A 17483-nucleotide genomic window follows, 5' to 3' on the forward strand; every position below is an offset into this window, starting at 1 on the left:
AAGCCCCGATGGGCCACGCCGCTTTTTCAATGGTCGCGCTCATACAGGTTTTTTTGCGATTGCGAAAGGGGGGCGCACGCATGAGCGTCGTGGTCAAATGCCGGTAGGCCATGGGTTTGCACTCGCCAGGGGTCTCGCGAACGCCGTTTGGAAAGCTGTTGGCCGCAACCGAATTCCTCATGCAATTGCGGCCGGATCGAGCGTCACGCGCCAGAGTTCCTGGTCCTGCCGGTCCATCAGCCGCACCGTCATTTGCTGCGTCTGGCCGTTGATATCGACGATGCCGAAGAACTGCAGGCCGGCCGATGGCGGCAGGTTGCTGTCGATGCCGCCGCCGGACGCCTTGATGAAGCGGACCTCCGGCCCGAAGGTCATGTCGAGCTCCTTCGGCCCGTAGGTGCCGGAATGCAGCGGCCCGGACACGAACTCCCAAAACGGCGTGAAATCCTTGAAGGCGGCGCGACCCGGATCGTAGTGATGCGCGGCGGTGTAGTGCACGTCCGCCGTCAGCCAGACGAGATTGTCGATGCCGTTGTCGCGGATGAAGCGCAGAAGATCGGCAAACTCGCGCTCGCGCCCTTGAGGCGCGCCATTATCGCCATTGGCGATCGCGTCCGAACCGCGCCGGTTGGTGTAATCGTCCCAGACGACGAGACCGATCGGCATGTCGCAGGCGATCACTTTCCAGGTGGCCCGCGAGGCAGCCAACTCGCGCTTTAGCCAGTCGACCTGTCGCCAGCCGAACAGCGCGCCGCCGCCGTCTTCCTGGTTGGCGCCACGATAGGATCTGAGGTCGACGAAAAACACGTCGAGCATGGGGCCATAGGCGATCTTGCGGAAGATGCGGCCGGGCTGCGTCGCGACGTTGCGGATCGGCGTCATCTCATTGAACGCCCGCGCCGCCCGCTCCGCATAGACGGCAACATCCTTTTCCGGATAGCGCGCGTCGTCGCGCAGGTCGGTCGAGGCCGACCAGTTGTTCAGCACCTCGTGGTCGTCCCATTGATAGAAAGTGGGGCACACGGCGTTGAGTTGCCGCACATGCTCGTCGAGCAGATTGTATTTCCATTGCCCGCGATATTCTTCGAGCGTGCGCGCCACGTCACGTTTCTCGTGCGTCACCACCCTGTTCTTCCAGATGCCGCCGTCGCGAAGCTTGATCTCGTCGGGAATCGGGTTGTCGGCATAGATCGTATCGCCGGAGTGAATGAAGAAGTCCGGCTCGTGCTGGCGCATCGTCGCATAGGTCTTCATGCCGACATCGTCGATGCCCCAGCCCTGCCCGGCGGTATCGCCAGACCAGACGAAGCGGATCGAGCGCTTGCGCAAGGGGGCCGTACGGAATCGGCCGGTGACCGGCTCGGAGACGTGGTTCACGTCGTAGAGATCCGTGGCGGTGAAGCGATAGAAGATGTCCTGGTCCGGCAGCAACCCATCGAGCGAGCACTTGACCGCACAGTCCGTCTGCGGCGTCGCGGTCAGATCGGCAAGGCGAAAGGAATTGGAGAAGCTCTCGGTGGTCGAATATTCGACCGACACCTTCGACGGACGATCCACTCGCGTCCAGATCATGCCGGAGGATGTGTCGACATCGCCCGATTGCACGCCATGAATGAATTCCGGCCGCCCGTAGCCGCGCGCATAAAAAGGTGTCGCGAGACCGGATGAGGCCACGAAGCCCGCGGCACCGGCGGAAAGCAGGAAAGAACGCCTTGAAAGCGTCTTGAGGATATCGGCCAAACAGACCTCCGATTCGGCAGCGCCATCGTGCGTGCCGGACCTTTGGTCATCTGGGTGTCAGCGACGTAACAGGGCCATGAAACTATTTGAACGGTTTGGCGACAGTTCGGTGAAGGTCGGCGCCGGCCGCGGCGACAATGGCACGATGGCAATCGCCAACAATGCTGCTATCAAGGTGACCGTCGTTGACCTCGGTGAACCCAGGCAACGACCCCGCCCCTGCCGCCGATGGCGGCCCCCTATTCGACAGGTGATTATCGTGCCCCACGCCGCCAACGTCTCCGTCCGCGACCGCCTGGAACAGATCCTGAGCCGGCTCAACGATCGCCGGCACGCGGAAAAGGCTTTCGTCCGTCTCTACGAGGAAAGCGCGCGCCGCGAGGCCGACGCGGCCGACCGGCGCCGGCAGGCGGGGGATAGCCTTGGGCCGCTCGACGGCAAGATCATCTCGATCAAGGATCTCTTGGATGTCGCCGGCGAACCGACGCTTGCCGGCTCCATCATTCGCCGCGGCGCGCCGCCGGCCCAAGAAGACGCGCTCGTTGTCCAGCGGCTGCGTGCTGCCGGCGCCGTGATTATCGGCAAGACGCATATGACAGAGTTCGCCTTCACGGCGGTCGGGCTCAATCCGCACTACCCCGTGCCCGGCAACGCCACCGACGAAAGCCTGATCCCCGGTGGCTCATCCTCTGGCGCCGGCGTCTCGGCGGCCGAAGGCACCTGCGACATCGCCATCGGCTCCGACACCGGCGGCTCCATCCGCATCCCTGCGGCGCTGAACGGCATCGTCGGCTTCAAGCCGACGGCGAACCGCATTCCGCTCGATGGTGGCTTTCCGCTCTCGCCGGTTCTGGATTCGCTCGGACCGCTCGCCCGGACCGTTGCCGATTGCGTTGCAGCTGACGCCGTGATGGCCGGCGAGCAACCAAAACCGCCCGTCGGCCGTTCGATTGCGGGCCTACGGATCGGCATCCCCCGCGGCAGGTTGTTTGAAGACCTCTCCCCCGAAGTCGCCGATGCCTTCGCCGCAAGCCTCGACCGGTTGGAGAAAGCGGGTGCTGAGATTGTCGACTGCACGATCGACGACTTGATCGAGAAACTCGGCGAAGCGACACGCATCGGCTCGATTGCGGGCCTGGAGGCAAGCCGCGTCCATGCGGACTGGCTGGGCGACGAGACCGCCCGCGTCGACGACAGGGTCAAAGTCTCGCTTCGCCGTCGCATCTTGGTGGCCGACGCGGCGATCTCGGACCTGCTGCAAACCCGGCATGCGCTCACCCTCGCCATGGACGAGCGGCTTTCGCCCTATGACCTCATCGCACTGCCGACGACGCCGATTGCCGCCGTGTCGATTGCCAGCGTCGACAACGACGCCAAAGAGTACGACCGCGTGGAAAGTCTGCTGCTGCGCAACTGCCAGGTCGCCAACCAGTTCGATCTCACCGCCATTACCGTGCCGATGCCGGGCCTCGTGCGTCCGGCTGGACTGATGCTGGTGGGGAGAAACGGAACCGATGCGACCGTCCTATCCGTCGCTCTTTCGGCCGAAGCGTTGCTGCAGGAAAACTGAGCGGCAGCCGCTGGTCATGCCACGGCCGGTCGGCCTGCAAGCAGGCCGGGGCGGCAGTCGTTACGGACAAGGGTGCCGGAGCGACGATTGGGCCGTCCAAACAGGATCCGCAAAGCCTTGTCCTCTGCCGCCGCGCGCCCGCCTGCGGGCGCATAGCGTCAACGCTTCAGGGCGCGAAGGATCAGCCAGACGGGCACACCGATGACCAGCAAAATCACCACCCAATGCCAGATAGAAATTGTCATCATGCGCCTCCACCCCTTGCGCTAGCGACGCGCATTCCGAGCTCTCTCGAAAAGGTCGACACGTCGCCGGTTAGAACCGGGCGAAGATAGGATGTTTCCTCGCCGATTCGCAACCGACGGTGGATCAGCCCGGAGGGGTAGCTCCCCGGGGAGACGCGCCCTGCTTCAATGCATCGTTTCGCCGGAGATCTCGTCGCTCAGGATGCGGAAGGCATCTTCAAGGGCGGCGACCAGCACGTCGGTCAGTTCGTCGCCGTCATTGTTCGCGAGATAGAGGGCAACCATCGAATCGGATGGATCGCGGTAATGCTCGATATCGTTTGACATATCATTGTCCTTTATTCGCCGTGTCACATCCCGGCCATTGCGGTGACGATAGGCGAAGGGACTTGCGTAAAGCTGGATGCATGATGTCCGACAAAGGGCATTCTGCACGCAACGTCGCGTTACTCTCCCTGCGTTCCCTAACGAGGTCGGCCGACAAAGGATAGAGGATAGCGACCTATTTCGCTCGCGCCGGGCGGCCGAGCACGCTAGAGCATGTCGCGGACGAACGGCGCGGGAATGAGCATGTCGAAGAAAACCAAGAGCGACGAAACCGCGGACGTGCAGCGCCTGAAGCTCGATTTCCCTGATATCCATGCGGATCTCATCGCCGGGCGCATCCCGTCGCTGCGCAAGGCGCTTATCGCGGCAGGGCTCAAGGACGAGCGCACGCGCCTCGACAAGCTCAAGAATTCCTGGACCAAGGCAAGCCCGGCCGAGCGTGAAACGTTCCTCAATTGGCTGAGCAGCAACGGCGCCGCGGACGGGTTTGCTCCGCGCGCTCAAATCGATCCACCGCTTGCAGCGCCCCCCGCGATTGCGAGCGGTCGTTACCTGCTGCCCGAAACGATCGCCGAAATCCGCACGATCATGAACCGCCGCCGGATGCGGGCGAACGACATCATGGCCGAGATGGGATTTGCCGGCGACGACCTGTCCCTCACCCGCGCCCTGTCGAAGGGCGCGAGCCTGCGGCTCTCGGTGATTGCCGCGCTGGAAACCTGGCTGCGCAACAACGCGGCGGAATGAACCTACAGGTCAATCGTCCGCTTTCGACGCCCCATTTCTCCGCCGCTGCAACCCGCATTGCCGGCGCCGCGACCGTTGCGCGCGTTCAGCAAAAGAAAATTGCAACTTAAACCTGAGCAGATCCTTGAAAGCACGAAAGCGGTGCTTTATGTTATTGCTCATGGCTCAGAGCAACCACACGTCGATCTTGTGCTACGACCTCGCGCCGGACGCGGACGCCAGACACGCGCTGGAAGAAACCTTCGTGGCCTACGCCGACATGCTGGCGATGCTCGATGAACTCGCCGGCGAAAAGGCGGGCGCCAACCTCGTAACGTTGCATGAACTTGCCTACGAAACGGTCCGGGAGCGCACCGGGCTTCCGGCACGGATGGTCACGCTCGGATTGCGTGACTTCGCGGCAAATCGCGGACAGCAGGCCAATGTCGGCCGGCTGCCGCTGGACGACAAGCTTTTTGCAATCAAGGGACCGTCGGACCTGACCGTCGCCACCGTGCGCGGTCGCGTCGCGATCCCATACGACGTCGCCGGTTATACATCCGGCACCCTGAATATCTTCGCCGCCCAGCTCGTTGCGCAGGACGGCGGCTATCAGATCCACATCGGCGTCACCCCGCATTCCGACCGAACGGAGAAGAAAATGATGACGAATGAAGGCATCCTGTCCCGCATGGGCCGCTTGATCGCCGGTCTCGCCAATGCCGCCGTCGACAAGGCGGAAGGCGGCAACAAGATCGTGATCGTCGAGCAGGCACTCCGCGAAATCGACGCGGCCGCCGAAGAGGCCCGGGTCGATATCGGCCAGGCGCGCGCCGAGGAATATCGCATCCTCAGCCGCCGCGACGAAATCGGCGCCGATCTCGAAAAGCTGGACGAAAAGATCCGCACCGCAATCTCCGCCGCGCGAGAGGATCTCGCCAAGGCCGGCGTCGCCCGCCAGATCGACCTGGAATCGCAGCTGGCCGCGCTGGACAAGGCTCTCGCCGGCGCCCGCACCGATCTCGAAGAGGGCCAGCAGGCGCTGCAGGCGGTGCTCGCCACCCGCCGCGAGGCCGAGGCGCGGCTTGCCGATCTCAAGCGCAGCATCGCCCAATTCCCCGACAGCAAGGTTTCGGGCCTGGCGAAGCCCAGCCCGGTGGACGGTGCGGCCCGCGCCGCTGCCGCCGTCTCCCGCGCCACGGGGGTACCCGGCGGAGAACACAGCAACAGCGCCGAGCTGGACGAACTCGACCGCCTGCATCGCGACCAGGCGATCGAGGCAAGGCTGGCCGCGCTCAAGGCAAAGCAGCACTGACGCCCATGCTGTTCTTCCTCGCCCCGGAATCCCTGCCCTTCGCGGTTGCGGCGGTGATGTTGGCCGCCTTCACCGGCATCGAGCTCCTTTGCCTGCTGCTCGGCTTCTCGCTGGGCGAGGCGATCGACAAGGCCTGGCTGGACGACCACAACGCATTGGGCGGACTGATGTCCTGGTTCAATGTCGGCGGTGTGCCGCTGCTGGTCCTCCTGATGCTTTTCCTCGGCCTCTTCGCGATGACCGGCTTTGTCATCCAGGCGGTGGCCGGGGCCCTGTGGGCACCGTTGCCGGCCCTTGTCGCGGCGCTGCCGGCCCTCGCCGTCTCGCTGCCTGCGGTTCGGATGTCGAGCCGATGGGTGGCAAAGATCGTGCCGCGTGACGAAAGCTATGCCGTCGATCTCGGCGACTTCGTCGGCCGCAGCGGCGAAGTCACCGTCGGCCCGCTGGACCAGGGCCTGCCGGGACGCATCCGCCTCAAGGACCGCCACGGCAACTGGCATGTGCTGCGCGCACGCGCTGCCCGCAACGAGCAACCGATCGCCATCGGCGCACAGGTGCTCGTCGTCGATCGTGTTTCCAACATTTTCATTGCGATATCGGCGCCGGCAGACCTGCTGACGCCGCCCAATCCTTAATATTCCCTCGTCTTAAAGTCTCACGGAGCAATCATGTTTTATGAACTCTTGGTGCCGGCCGGCATCGGCATCGTCCTGATCCTCGGCATCGGCTTTGTTCTTGCATCGCTCTATACCCGCTCGAGCCGCGACGAAGCCTATGTGCGCACCGGCCTCGGCGGCCAGAAGGTGGTCCTCGACGGCGGCTCCATCGTGCTGCCGATCTTCCACTCGATCGCCCGCGTCAACCTCAAGACGCTGCGCCTCGAAGTCCGGCGCGGCGAAGGCGATGCACTGATTACCAAGGACCGCATGCGCGTCGATATCGGTGCGGAATTCTATGTCCGCGTGAAGCCCGATGCTTCCTCGATCGCGCTGGCAGCCCAGACGCTCGGCGACCGCACCAACGACGCCGAACAACTGCGCGTGCTGATCGAGGCCAAGTTCGTCGACGGCCTGCGCTCGGTTGCCGCCACCATGAGCCTCGACGCGCTGCAGGAACAGCGCATGGATTTCGTCAAGGCGGTGCAGGAAGCCGTCGGCGCGGATCTGCAGTCGAACGGTCTCGAACTCGAGTCCGTTTCGCTGACGAGGCTGGACCAGACGGATATCAAGCACTTCAACGCCAACAACTTCTTCGACGCCCATGGTCTTGCGGCGCTGACCCGCATCACCGAAGGCCGCAAGAAGGAGCGCAACGAGATCGTGCGCGATACCGAAGTGGCGATCGCCCAGAAGGACCTGGAAGCCCGCCAGCAATCGCTGACGATCGAACGCACCAAGCGCGAGGCGGAACTGAACCAGGAACGCGACATCGCCAACAAGTCGGCCGCCACCCGCGCCGAAACCGCGCAACAAGAACAGGCGGCCAAACGCGCCGAGGAGGAGGCCCGCATCGCCGCCGAACAGGCGATCGCCGAGCGCGAGGCACTCGCCAAGCAGGCGCGCGAAAGCGCCAACATCGACGCCACCCGCGCCGTGCAGCAGCGCGACACGGAAGCCCGCCGCGACCTGCAGATCGTTTCGCAGGAAAGCGCCATCGCGGTTGCCAACAAGAGCCGGGAAGAGTCCGAGGCCAAGGCCAAGGCTGAAACCGCCCGCGCGCTCGCCATTGCCGCGGAAGAAAAGGTGGAAACCGCAAAGGCCGTGGAAATCGCCGAACGCGAACGCCAGATCGCCGTCATCGACGCCCGCAAGAACGCCGAAACCGAAGCGACCGCCGTGACCGTCGGCGCCGAAGCCGAAAAGCAGGCGGCCCTCGACCAGGCCGATGCGATCAAGACGCTTGCCACCGCTGAGGCCGACGCCGCCATCATCAAGGCCAAGGGCGTGCTCGAAACCGGCAAGGCTGCGGCCGAAAGCGAGGCGCTGCTCAACGACGCCCGCAACAAGCTGAGCTCCGCCATCATCGAGTTCGAGATCCTGCGCGAACGCATCCGCATCATTCCCGAAGCACTCGCCGAAGCGGTCAAGCCGATCGAGAAGATCTCCGACATCCGCATCTTCGACACCGGCGGCATGCTCGGCCGCAACGGCGACGGTGCTACGAACGGCATCGGCCTTGGCGACGGCCTGGCGGGCCAGCTCCTGTCCTATCAGGCCAACAAGCCGATCGTCGACCAACTGCTGAAGGAGGCAGGATTCAACGGCGAAAACGCGATCTCGTCGCTTCTCGGCAACCTGCAGGCCCCGGCAGTACCGGCGGAGAAGACACCGAAGAAATGATGTGATCCGGCCTTCCCTGATCGATCTGACGGTCGGGGGGCAAAGCCGAACGGCCCGATCCTTCGGGAAAATTGGAGGAAGGCGGCAATCGCCGCCTTCCTCCTCGACATTTGATGCTAGCGGCGCTTCTTGCGCCAGGGCGCATCCTTCTGCCAGTCGCCCGCCATGATGCATCCGTAAGGGATCACCTCGTCGACGATGTCGGCAAGGCCGTACTCGGCGATCTGCTCCCGAACGGCCGCCGCGTTCTTGTAGGCGCTCGGCAACTCGGAAACGTCGGGGTGGCCGGAAAAGAAGCGTGCGTCGAGGCCGACGGTCTCGCGCTCCATGACGGCAGCGATGTTGTTCGGGCTGAGCCCGCGACCGTCTGCACCGAAATCGTCGCCGAGCCGGCGCATATGTGCCGTACGCGAAAAATTCCGGCCGGCCCCGTGCGGCGAAAACCCGAGTCCGTGAGCCGCATTGGACCCACGCACGATCAGGATCGGCTCCGCCATGTTGAGCGGAATGATCGTCAGATCGGTCGCATCGCCAGCCCACCCGTCAAAGGCGGGTGTCGCCCCCTTGCCGTGATAGAACAGGCCGTCGGACTTTCTGAAAACGAAGTTATGCTCGTTCCAGAAGCGATCGCCGACACGCGTAGCCAAGCTTTCCGCCGTCATGTCATGGATCGCGTAGTGGTTCTCCTTCGTCCACTGACGGATCGTCTGCAATGCCGACCAGTACATTTCCCCCTCGTCGCTGTCGGCCGGAATCCACGCATTGTCCCGGAGCGTTTCGGGCGACAGCTCCTCACGGAACCGGTTGGCGATCTTCATGCCGCGATCGTAAAGCCGCGCACCGGGCGCACGCGATCCGTGATGCGTGACGAGCGCCGTCTCGCCGGTCGACTTCATCTGTCCGACATAGGCAAAGTGGTTGCCGTCACCCTGGGTGGCGAAGTGGTCGATGCCGATGCTGATGAAATCCTTCAACAACGGGTTTTCCTCAAACGCCGACAGGGTCGCTTCCGAAGGCTTGAGCTGGGAGCCGCGCGGACGACCACCCGGACCGAAATGCGTCACGGCATGCACGGCATCGAGCAACGCCTTCGGGGCCACGCCCGGAAAGATGGAGATCGCCATCGAGCAGCAGATATCGGCCGAATGCATGCCCGGATGGATCGCTTCGGACGCGACCACGCCGCCAACCGGGATCGTTCCGACGGGTCCGGACGGGCAGGCGTCAGGCATAATCGCCGCCGACCGCACGACCGGCGTGCGGGTGAGCTCGCGCATGGTCGCGCTCACCTTCTCTATATTCTCCTGTTCGTGGGCGTTCTCGGCGCGGATGTTCATGTGGATCGACACGTCGTTGGCGGCCTTCAGCGGCAGGGTCGGCCCCGGCTGATAGCCGCGAGCGATTTCCAGCGCATCGGTCATGGAGCTGCCGGCGACGAGCGCCCTGTTGGCGGCGTCCAGCGCATCGCGAAACCACTTGCCCTGGCGCATGCCGGCATCGATCAAATCCTGTCCGCTCATTGTCTCAGCCATTGTCTTTTCTGCGTTCGCAGTCCTTCTGTGCTCTGTGTTTCATCTTGTCCCCAACCGACAAGCGTAGGCCGGAAACATTGCCGCTCGCATTCCACGGTCGTGGCGCGATGCGACCCAATGGTGTCTCCAGCGGCATTCGCCGTGGGTCGTCTCCCGGCGACGAGTTTTGGCAGGACGGTTTGCTGAGCTACGCTCCGCCTTTCGGGGAAGCGGGATGACTTGAACATCCGACCTGCCCGCCGAAACCGGCGAGCCGCTCTACCTGTAGTCCTGCCGGCATTCGCCGGGCATTTCACGCCCGCCAGGCGGGCGTCATTGAAAGCCATGCAGCGGCGACGAGGGTGGACGAAACCGGATGGCCCCGCTCGTGCCAGAGAGCGTATGCCGAGGAGGAGTCGAACCTGCCAGGCCATCCAGTTGTGGTGGCGATGTAGTTCCGTCCGGCATTCGCCGCTGCGTTCGGCTATGGCGACAAGTGATTGAGAAACGCCCCGCTACCGAAGGGATGCGTGATCCCTTGCAGGATTCGAACCTGCCGCGGCCATGTAGTTCCTCTTGCATTCGCCATATCTCTGGTCCGTGACGACGAGGTGTGGTGAAACGTCCTGCTCTATCCGCTGAGCTACGGGTCCACAAAGTGGGGGATCCGACGGGATTTGAACCCGCGACCTGGAGATTAACGATCTGTAGTTTCAACCGGCATTCGTCACGGTCCCCCGCGCCGTTCACGGCGGCGCGAGGGTATTGCCTTGTTTTTAAAGTTCGGTCGCCTCGATGGTTTTCACCCAGCCGTCCGCTCCGTTGGTGCCGGCGGCAAAGGATGCGATGACCCCATAGACGGCATCCGAGAAGCCGCCGATGTTGAGAACGTCGTCCCGCGTCGGCGCCTGCGTCGTCGCATAGGGCTGGATGTCGAGGCAGACCAGCTTTGCAGCCGGGTTGACCCGCTTGATCCTTGCCCATTCCGCCATGACGGCCGTTGCCTGACCGCCCCGGGTCGCATCCACCCAGGATTCGTTGTCCGAGATGAAAACGGCGAGATCGACCTTGACCTTCTCATTTGCGAGCGCCCTCAACGGTGCGGAGCAGTTCGTTCCGCCACCGCCGACGGCAACCAGTTTCTCGGCATTGGTCATGACCGTGTCTCGCCGGTTGAGGCTGACGTTCACCACGTTGTTCCCGAACGGCAACACGCGTGCTTGCGGGTTGCGCTGCAGGAATGCGGCCGTCATCAGCGCGGCAACGTCGATGCAACGAACCGCGGATGTGGCGCCCTGGCGGTAGCCGGTCACGGACGAACCCATCGAGCCGGAAACATCCGGGCACAACACCACATGGCCGGCGAGCGACGGCACATTGCCGATGGCGATGTCCATCGCATCCTGCAATGCGTCTCGCACGACTTCCGGCACCTGACCGTCGACCATCTTCCACGCCATCATCAACTGATAGGGGAAGACCTTCGACCTATGGATCTCGTCCGGATCCGCCAGGCGCCGAGCGATCGCCTCGGCGACCCCTTCCACCTCGAACACGCCGTTGCGCGCGAAGGTTTTGAGGTTCTGCCGCAGCATCTGCCAGCCGCCCTTGGCTGCGATCTCGACCCAATGCTCCCGCGTCAGGGCAAGAGACGTCAGCAACTGGAACGGAACGTCCGGCAGCGGCTGGGTCTGGTCGCGCCTGAAGGCCTGCAGAGCTTTCACCACGTCCGGCAGCGCCGCGTAGTCGTACGGCTTGCCGAGCGCCCAGGCATAGAACGCCTGTCGCTCCGGCGTGGCCGGCCGCGGGTGAACCATACGGATCACATCGGCCAAGGATGGATCGTTGCCCACCATTGCCCTGAGGACCTGCATCGTGCTGGCGTGCTCCAGCCAGGCCTGCACCGCCTTCTTCGGCCGCGTGCCGAGCGACTTGCGCCCTGCCGCGCCCGAACGCATCACCTGTACGAAGCCGCGCAGCATCTTGCCGCTCTTGACCACACGCGGGAATGCGCGGGCAAAGACGTCGCTTTGCAGGCTCGAAAGCAGGGCCAGCAGCATCACCGGCATATCCTTCATGTGACCACGCTCGGCGGCATAGACTGCCACCTTGGCCACGAAATCCGGCTCGACCTCGACTGCCAGCGCCCTGACCGCCTCGAGCTGTTCTGCGCCGTCGGCGTAAAACGTGCCGTTGAAGGTTCCCGTCACCGCATACTGCGCAAGCGCTTCGCGCGGGGTCAGCCTATAGGCCGGCGCGGCTGCGTGGTTTTTCGTGTCCGTGCCCGGAAGCAATTTTCCGAGATAGGTCTTGAAGATCGCCTTGTTGACCATGACGGCACCTCTTGGTTGTTTCATGCCAGATACAAGTCAAGAGGCGTGCCAGTTTCGAAAACTCCGCAGAAAAATTGGCAAATACTCACTCATGATGTTGTTTTAAAACAATAAAATTTTCGCCGGCGAATTTCGACGAAAATTTGCGAAACGGCGCAACGCAAGATATACTATCCAAAAATATACGTTCTTATAAACTTGGATAAACATGAAACGTCGTGTCGTCATCAGCATCCTGGGAACCACGCTCGACATGGGCAAATGGGAGGACCGCTGGAACCGGTGGCGGCCGAATGTCGGGCTATGCCAACAGCCCGGGCTTTTCGTCGACCGACTGGAACTGATCCACGACAATCACGCCTCGCCGCTGGCCCGGCGGATCATCGGCGACATCGAAACCGTATCGCCGGCCACGCAAGTGCGCAGCAACACCATCAATTTCCGAGATCCCTGGGATTTCTCGGAGGTCTATACCAGCCTCAGGGACTTTGCCCGCAGCTATGCCTTCGACCCGGATGCCGAAGACTATCTCATCAACATCACCACCGGCACGCACGTGGCGCAGATCTGCTGGTTCCTGCTGACCGAGGCCCGCATCATTCCCGCCCGACTGCTTCAACTGTCGCCACCGCGCGACCGCGAGCCGGGCCAGGATTTCGCCGGCACGCACCGGATCATCGACCTGGACCTGTCGCGCTACGACGAGATCGCCAAACGCTTTGCCTCGGAACGTGAGGACGCCGCCTCTTTCCTGAAATCGGGCATCTCGACCCGCAATGTCGCCTTCAACCGGATGATCGACGAAATCGAACGCGTGGCGATCCGCTCGACCGCGCCCGTTTTGCTGACCGGACCGACCGGCGCCGGAAAATCGCAGCTCGCGCGCCGTATCTATGAACTGAAGAAATCACAGCGGAAGGCCAGCGGCGCCTTCGTCGAAGTCAATTGTGCAACACTCAGGGGCGACCAGGCGATGTCGACCCTGTTCGGGCACGTGAAAGGCGCCTTCACGGGGGCAGCCACCGAACGGGCCGGCCTGCTCAAATCGGCGGACCAGGGCGTGCTCTTCCTCGACGAGATCGGCGAACTCGGCCTCGACGAACAGGCAATGTGCCTGCGGGCGATCGAGGAGAAACGCTTTCTGCCGGTCGGCGCGGACCGCGAAGTTTCCGCGGACTTCCAGCTTCTCGCCGGCACCAACCGCGACCTCGGCGCGGAGGTCGCCAAGGGGAGATTCCGCGAAGACCTCTATGCGCGCCTCAATCTCTGGACATTTCGACTGCCGGCCCTGCGCGAACGCCGGGAGGACATAGAGCCCAATCTGGAGTTCGAACTGAAACGCTTTCTCGAACGCGAGGGCGAGAACATCACCTTCAACAAGGAAGCCCGCGAACGCTATCTGGCCTTTGCAACCGGGCCTCAGGGCGTCTGGAATGCCAATTTCCGCGACCTCTCGGCCTCCGTCACCCGGATGGCGACGCTGGCGCCACACGGACGCATCACGACTGATGTCGTCGATGACGAAGTCCAACGCCTGAACGCGTTCTGGCACACGTCGTCGGTCAAGGACGCAGACGATGCGACCCTTCAGGACCTGCTCGGCACGGAAGCCGCCGCCCGCCTCGACCGCTTCGACGCCGTCCAACTCTCGGCCGTGATCCGCGCCTGCCGCGAACACCCGACGCTCAGCGCCGCCGGCCGCGCCCTGTTCGCTCAGTCACGGCTGGAAAAGAAAAGCAGCAACGACGCCGACCGCCTGAGCAAATACCTGGCGCGCTTCGACATCAGGTTCGACGATATAAAACGGAGCTAGGTCGTTGCGGAGGAAACGTCACAGCGCCCGCAGGCAAGCGCGCGGCAGACCAGTGAGAACGACATATTCAAGAACAAAGGAGATCGCCGCAGAGGCATAAAAAAACTCCGAAACCGGAGTTCAGCATGGCGGAGAGGGTGGGATTCGAACCCACGGTACGGTTGCCCGTACGCCGCATTTCGAGTGCGGTGCTTTCGACCACTCAGCCACCTCTCCGCTTTGCTGGTCGGCGCTTGTTCGGCGCGGTCGGGTTCATAGCGGCAGATTCGGGTGCTGGCAAGGGCCTTGTTTGAAGAATATGTAACGGCCCCGTTGCTTTCGCCTTGACACACCTGTGCAAATCCTTGTAATCCGCGCAATGAAGTGGTGTGGCCTAGCTCACCGCATCGGGTGTGATTTGCGCCCATTCACCGGTGGATATCCGAAAAGGAGATCCACTCAACTGTCGACTGAGAAAAAGACGGCCTTGTCTTCGGGCAGAGAGCCGGATCGAACATGAAAGGATAAAAAATGTTCGCAGTCATCAAGACCGGCGGTAAGCAGTACCGCGTGGCCGCCAACGACGTCCTCACCATCGAAAAGCTGGAAGGCGTTGCAGGCGACAAGATCGAATTCACCGAGATCCTGATGGTCGGCGTCGGCGCCGATGCAACCATCGGTGCTCCGTTCGTTGAAGGCGCCGTAGTCAGCGCTGAAGTTGTTGAGCAGGGTCGCGCCAAGAAGGTCATCGCCTTCAAGAAGCGTCGCCGCCAGAACTCCAAGCGCTCGCGCGGTCACCGCCAGCACCAGACGACCGTCCGCATCCTGGACATCGCTGCTGCCGGTGGCAAGGCAAAGAAGGCTTCGAAGAAGTCCGAAGCTGCCGCTGAAGCCGCTGCAAACTGAGTTCCTGGATCTAAGGTTTAAAGGAGAACACCAATGGCACACAAAAAAGCTGGCGGTTCGTCGCGTAACGGTCGCGATTCTGAGTCCAAGCGCCTTGGCGTGAAGAAGTTCGGCGGCGAGCAGGTCATCGCCGGCAACATTATTCTGCGTCAGCGCGGCACCAAGTGGCATCCGGGCGCCAATGTCGGCCTCGGTAAGGACCACACGATTTTTGCACTTACGGCCGGCAACGTGAACTTCCGTACGAAGGCCAATGGCCGCGTGTACGTGTCTGTAATGCCGAAAGCCGAAGCAGCGGAATAAGCCGGTAGCGCTCTAAAACAGCCGGCGTCTCATCGACCCGGCTGACGCACCTGATGGTTCCAAGCCAGACTTCAAAGGGGAGATGGGGCAATACCCAACTCCCCTTTTTCGTTTCTGGAGGAAACCATGCAAACCGAGTTGTTGAGGGAAGACCAATCCCGGTCTCCCGAGCAGAGGCTGCGGCCCCAACGGTCAAGGACCGATTGCCCGATATTGTTGTCACCCCGGCTCGTTCTGCGCGCGCCCCATGAAGACGATATCGACGCCCTTGCCCATCTTGCCAACAATGCCAATGTCGCGACCATGGTCTCGCGCATGCCGCACCCGTATACGACGGCCGACGCCGCCGACTTCGTGCGACGCGCGAAAGCCGGCACGATTGGCAAGTGCGTCTACGCGATTACCAAAGCGGACAATGGCGCATTTCTCGGTTGCTGCGGTATCGAGCCGCATCCCGACGGCAAGACGGCGGAACTCGGCTACTGGCTGGGCGAGCCTTACTGGAACCAGGGTTATGCCACCGAGGCGGCCCAGGTCCTGACCGACATGGCCTTCCGCACCCGTGATATCGACCAGATCGATGCGCGCTGCCGCGTCATGAACCTCGCGTCGCGCCGGGTCATCCAGAAGTGCGGCTTCCAGTTCCAGGGAAGCGGCATGGTCGGCAGCCTGGCGCTCGGCGGCTCGATATCAGTCGAATGGTACCGGCTCGACCGCAAGACCTGGGTCTCCTTGAGAAGCTGGGGAGGCATGCGATGAACGCGCTCGCCTCCGAACGCCAGCGGGTCGTTGCCCGCCCCGGTCCCGGCCCCTGCCCGGTCATCGAGACCAAGCGCCTGGTCCTGCGCCCGCACCGACGGAACGACGCCGAGGCGATCGCCCAGTCGCTCGGCGATTTCCAGGTGGCGCGCATGCTGGCGCGCGTTCCCGCGCCCTACGATCAGCAGGACGCGCTCGACTGGTTGACGGCGCAGACCTCGGGGCTGACGCCCGACTGGACCTTCGCCGTCACCACCGGTGACGACGTGCATATCGGCTGCGTCGGCATCGAACTCCGCCACGGCCAATGGCATGTCGGCTACTGGCTGAACCGTTTCTACTGGGGCAAGGGCTTTGCCTCGGAGGCAGCCTATGCGGCCGTCGAGCGCTTCTTCCGCCGCATGCCCGAAACGACCCTGCATTCCGGCGTCTTTGCCGACAATCCGGGATCGCTGAAGGTGCAGGAGAAGATCGGCTTCCAGATCACCGGCTGCACCCAGGTTTATGCGCTCGCGCGCAACGCCATGGTCGCCCATATCGAGACGCGGCTGACCGCCGCCGATCTGCACCGACCGCACTAAAGGACACCCCCGCGAAGCTCAGCTTCGCGGGGGTGTTTTCGTCATGCAAGCGTGAAGCCGATGGGCAGGTGGTCGGAACCCTTGGCCTCATAGTCGGTCCAGGCATCGGTGAGACGAGACGCAAGGCCGGCGCTCAGGAAACAATAGTCGAGATGCATGCGTTTTTCGGGGTTTTCGGGATGGATCCAGCTATAGCTTTCAGACGTCAGGCGGCCGAGATGGGCAAGCGCATCGACCGGATTCTCAAGCCGCAGCGAACGGCCGTAGAAGGCGTCGCGCGAGCCCGTCATCGCGCAGTATTCCGGCGTCTCCGGCTCCATGTTGAAATCGCCCATGACGACGAAGTCCTCCGGATGCGGCGGCTCGGCCATGCCGAAATCGGCCGCCCCGGTGATCGCGCCGCCTTCGAGCGGATAACCGAGCAGCCGGTCCTTGAGATAACGGATCTGGGCGATGCGCTCGGCCGGCAGCACATGATCGAGATGTACGGAATAGACCCGCAGCGGACCGGCAGGCGTTGCGATCAGCGCTTCCGTCGCCCCGCGCTGCAGGTTCATTGGGCTGATCGTGCGGGTGCGCGGCAAGGGGATGAGCCTCGTCGCAAGGATTGGCCAGCGCGACAGGATCATGTTGCCGAACTGGAAACGGCGGCTGACGGCGCGTCCATCCTCGATCGCCGAACCGACGTCGATGTCGCAGGGGGCATGGAAGGCGGAGAAATGGCCGGGAAACAGCTTTTCGAAGCGGGTGACGAGATCGACATGGCCGTTGCGGTGAAAGCCGCGTGTCACTTCCTGCAGCGCAATGATATCGGCATCGCCGATCTCGGCGGCAATGCGCTCGGGGTCGAAACGGCCGTCGAGGCCGATGCCGTATTGGATGTTGTAGCTTACGAACCGCACGATATTCTTTGACCTCCGAATAAACCGCCTATATCGATGGCGGCAAATTACAGCGCCGCGCGCCCTTTTGGACACGCAAAGGTCGCCGTAGCACTTTCTAAGACCGCGCACTTACACCGAACAGATGGCAGCCC

Annotated in this window: 16 protein-coding genes and 1 tRNA gene; 10 read left to right on the forward strand and 7 right to left on the reverse strand. The window is 63.0% G+C overall.

Annotation, left to right across the window (positions count from 1 at the left end):
- Positions 1–177 precede the first annotated feature (177 nt).
- Positions 178–1740, reverse strand: coding sequence for an alkaline phosphatase (locus IB267_RS29485; protein WP_192450989.1), 1563 nt, complete (start codon positions 1738–1740; stop codon positions 178–180).
- A gap of 259 nt (positions 1741–1999) precedes the next feature.
- Here IB267_RS29485 and IB267_RS29490 point away from each other — a divergent pair, with 259 nt between their 5' ends.
- Positions 2000–3310: an amidase gene (locus IB267_RS29490; RefSeq protein WP_371742662.1), complete on the forward strand. Its 1311-nt coding sequence runs from the start codon at positions 2000–2002 to the stop codon at positions 3308–3310.
- Between the two features lie 158 nt (positions 3311–3468).
- On the opposite strand, the gene IB267_RS33830 is transcribed toward IB267_RS29490, so the two are convergent.
- The gene (locus IB267_RS33830) at positions 3469–3558 is read right to left on the reverse strand and encodes a twin-arginine translocase TatA/TatE family subunit (protein ID WP_192450990.1); all 90 of its coding nucleotides are present in this window, start codon (positions 3556–3558) and stop codon (positions 3469–3471) included.
- Positions 3559–3720: 162 nt separating this feature from the next.
- On the reverse strand, positions 3721–3882 hold the full coding sequence (locus IB267_RS29500; protein WP_192450991.1) for a hypothetical protein: 162 nt from the start codon (positions 3880–3882) through the stop codon (positions 3721–3723).
- 243 nt (positions 3883–4125) lie between these two features.
- Here IB267_RS29500 and IB267_RS29505 point away from each other — a divergent pair, with 243 nt between their 5' ends.
- The 4 genes from IB267_RS29505 to IB267_RS29520 all read left to right on the forward strand — a co-directional run bounded on the left by IB267_RS29505 (position 4126) and on the right by IB267_RS29520 (position 8262).
- Complete coding sequence (locus tag IB267_RS29505) at positions 4126–4629, forward strand: hypothetical protein (protein WP_192450992.1); 504 nt, start codon at positions 4126–4128, stop codon at positions 4627–4629.
- A 148-nt stretch (positions 4630–4777) separates the two neighbouring features.
- Positions 4778–5923, forward strand: a complete 1146-nt coding sequence (locus tag IB267_RS29510) for a PspA/IM30 family protein (protein ID WP_246810894.1) — start codon at positions 4778–4780, stop codon at positions 5921–5923.
- A 5-nt stretch (positions 5924–5928) separates the two neighbouring features.
- Complete coding sequence (locus tag IB267_RS29515) at positions 5929–6558, forward strand: OB-fold-containig protein (RefSeq protein WP_043619967.1); 630 nt, start codon at positions 5929–5931, stop codon at positions 6556–6558.
- A gap of 33 nt (positions 6559–6591) precedes the next feature.
- Entirely contained in the window at positions 6592–8262 is a 1671-nt protein-coding gene (locus tag IB267_RS29520; protein ID WP_192450993.1) for a flotillin family protein, read from the forward strand.
- A gap of 116 nt (positions 8263–8378) precedes the next feature.
- On the opposite strand, the gene IB267_RS29525 is transcribed toward IB267_RS29520, so the two are convergent.
- Both IB267_RS29525 and IB267_RS29530 read right to left on the reverse strand, forming a co-directional pair.
- Complete coding sequence (locus IB267_RS29525; RefSeq protein ID WP_192451111.1) at positions 8379–9782, reverse strand: RtcB family protein; 1404 nt, start codon at positions 9780–9782, stop codon at positions 8379–8381.
- A gap of 767 nt (positions 9783–10549) precedes the next feature.
- A complete protein-coding gene (locus tag IB267_RS29530) occupies positions 10550–12106 on the reverse strand; it encodes a TROVE domain-containing protein (protein ID WP_192451112.1) in 1557 nt (518 codons plus the stop codon).
- Between the two features lie 208 nt (positions 12107–12314).
- Here IB267_RS29530 and rtcR point away from each other — a divergent pair, with 208 nt between their 5' ends.
- Positions 12315–13919, forward strand: a complete 1605-nt coding sequence (gene rtcR / locus IB267_RS29535) for an RNA repair transcriptional activator RtcR (RefSeq protein WP_192450994.1) — start codon at positions 12315–12317, stop codon at positions 13917–13919.
- 126 nt (positions 13920–14045) lie between these two features.
- On the opposite strand, the gene IB267_RS29540 is transcribed toward rtcR, so the two are convergent.
- A tRNA-Ser gene (locus IB267_RS29540) sits at positions 14046–14135 on the reverse strand.
- 294 nt (positions 14136–14429) lie between these two features.
- Between IB267_RS29540 and rplU the strand changes: the two genes are divergently transcribed.
- The 4 genes from rplU to IB267_RS29560 all read left to right on the forward strand — a co-directional run bounded on the left by rplU (position 14430) and on the right by IB267_RS29560 (position 16447).
- A complete protein-coding gene (rplU, locus tag IB267_RS29545) occupies positions 14430–14804 on the forward strand; it encodes a 50S ribosomal protein L21 (RefSeq protein ID WP_034802644.1) in 375 nt (124 codons plus the stop codon).
- Positions 14805–14837: 33 nt separating this feature from the next.
- Positions 14838–15107: a 50S ribosomal protein L27 gene (gene rpmA / locus IB267_RS29550; RefSeq protein ID WP_043619976.1), complete on the forward strand. Its 270-nt coding sequence runs from the start codon at positions 14838–14840 to the stop codon at positions 15105–15107.
- Between the two features lie 126 nt (positions 15108–15233).
- Positions 15234–15866 carry a GNAT family N-acetyltransferase gene (locus IB267_RS29555; protein WP_043619979.1) on the forward strand — a complete coding sequence of 211 codons (633 nt, stop codon included), beginning with the start codon at positions 15234–15236 and terminating at the stop codon, positions 15864–15866.
- Complete coding sequence (locus IB267_RS29560; protein ID WP_192450995.1) at positions 15863–16447, forward strand: GNAT family N-acetyltransferase; 585 nt, start codon at positions 15863–15865, stop codon at positions 16445–16447. The genes IB267_RS29555 and IB267_RS29560 overlap by 4 nt, the downstream gene beginning before the upstream one ends.
- A gap of 41 nt (positions 16448–16488) precedes the next feature.
- On the opposite strand, the gene IB267_RS29565 is transcribed toward IB267_RS29560, so the two are convergent.
- Positions 16489–17349, reverse strand: a complete 861-nt coding sequence (locus IB267_RS29565; protein ID WP_192450996.1) for an endonuclease/exonuclease/phosphatase family protein — start codon at positions 17347–17349, stop codon at positions 16489–16491.
- Between the last annotated feature and the right edge of the window lie 134 nt (positions 17350–17483).

The organism is Ensifer sp. ENS09 (genome assembly GCF_014852425.1).
Taxonomy (GTDB): Bacteria; Pseudomonadota; Alphaproteobacteria; order Rhizobiales; family Rhizobiaceae; genus Ensifer.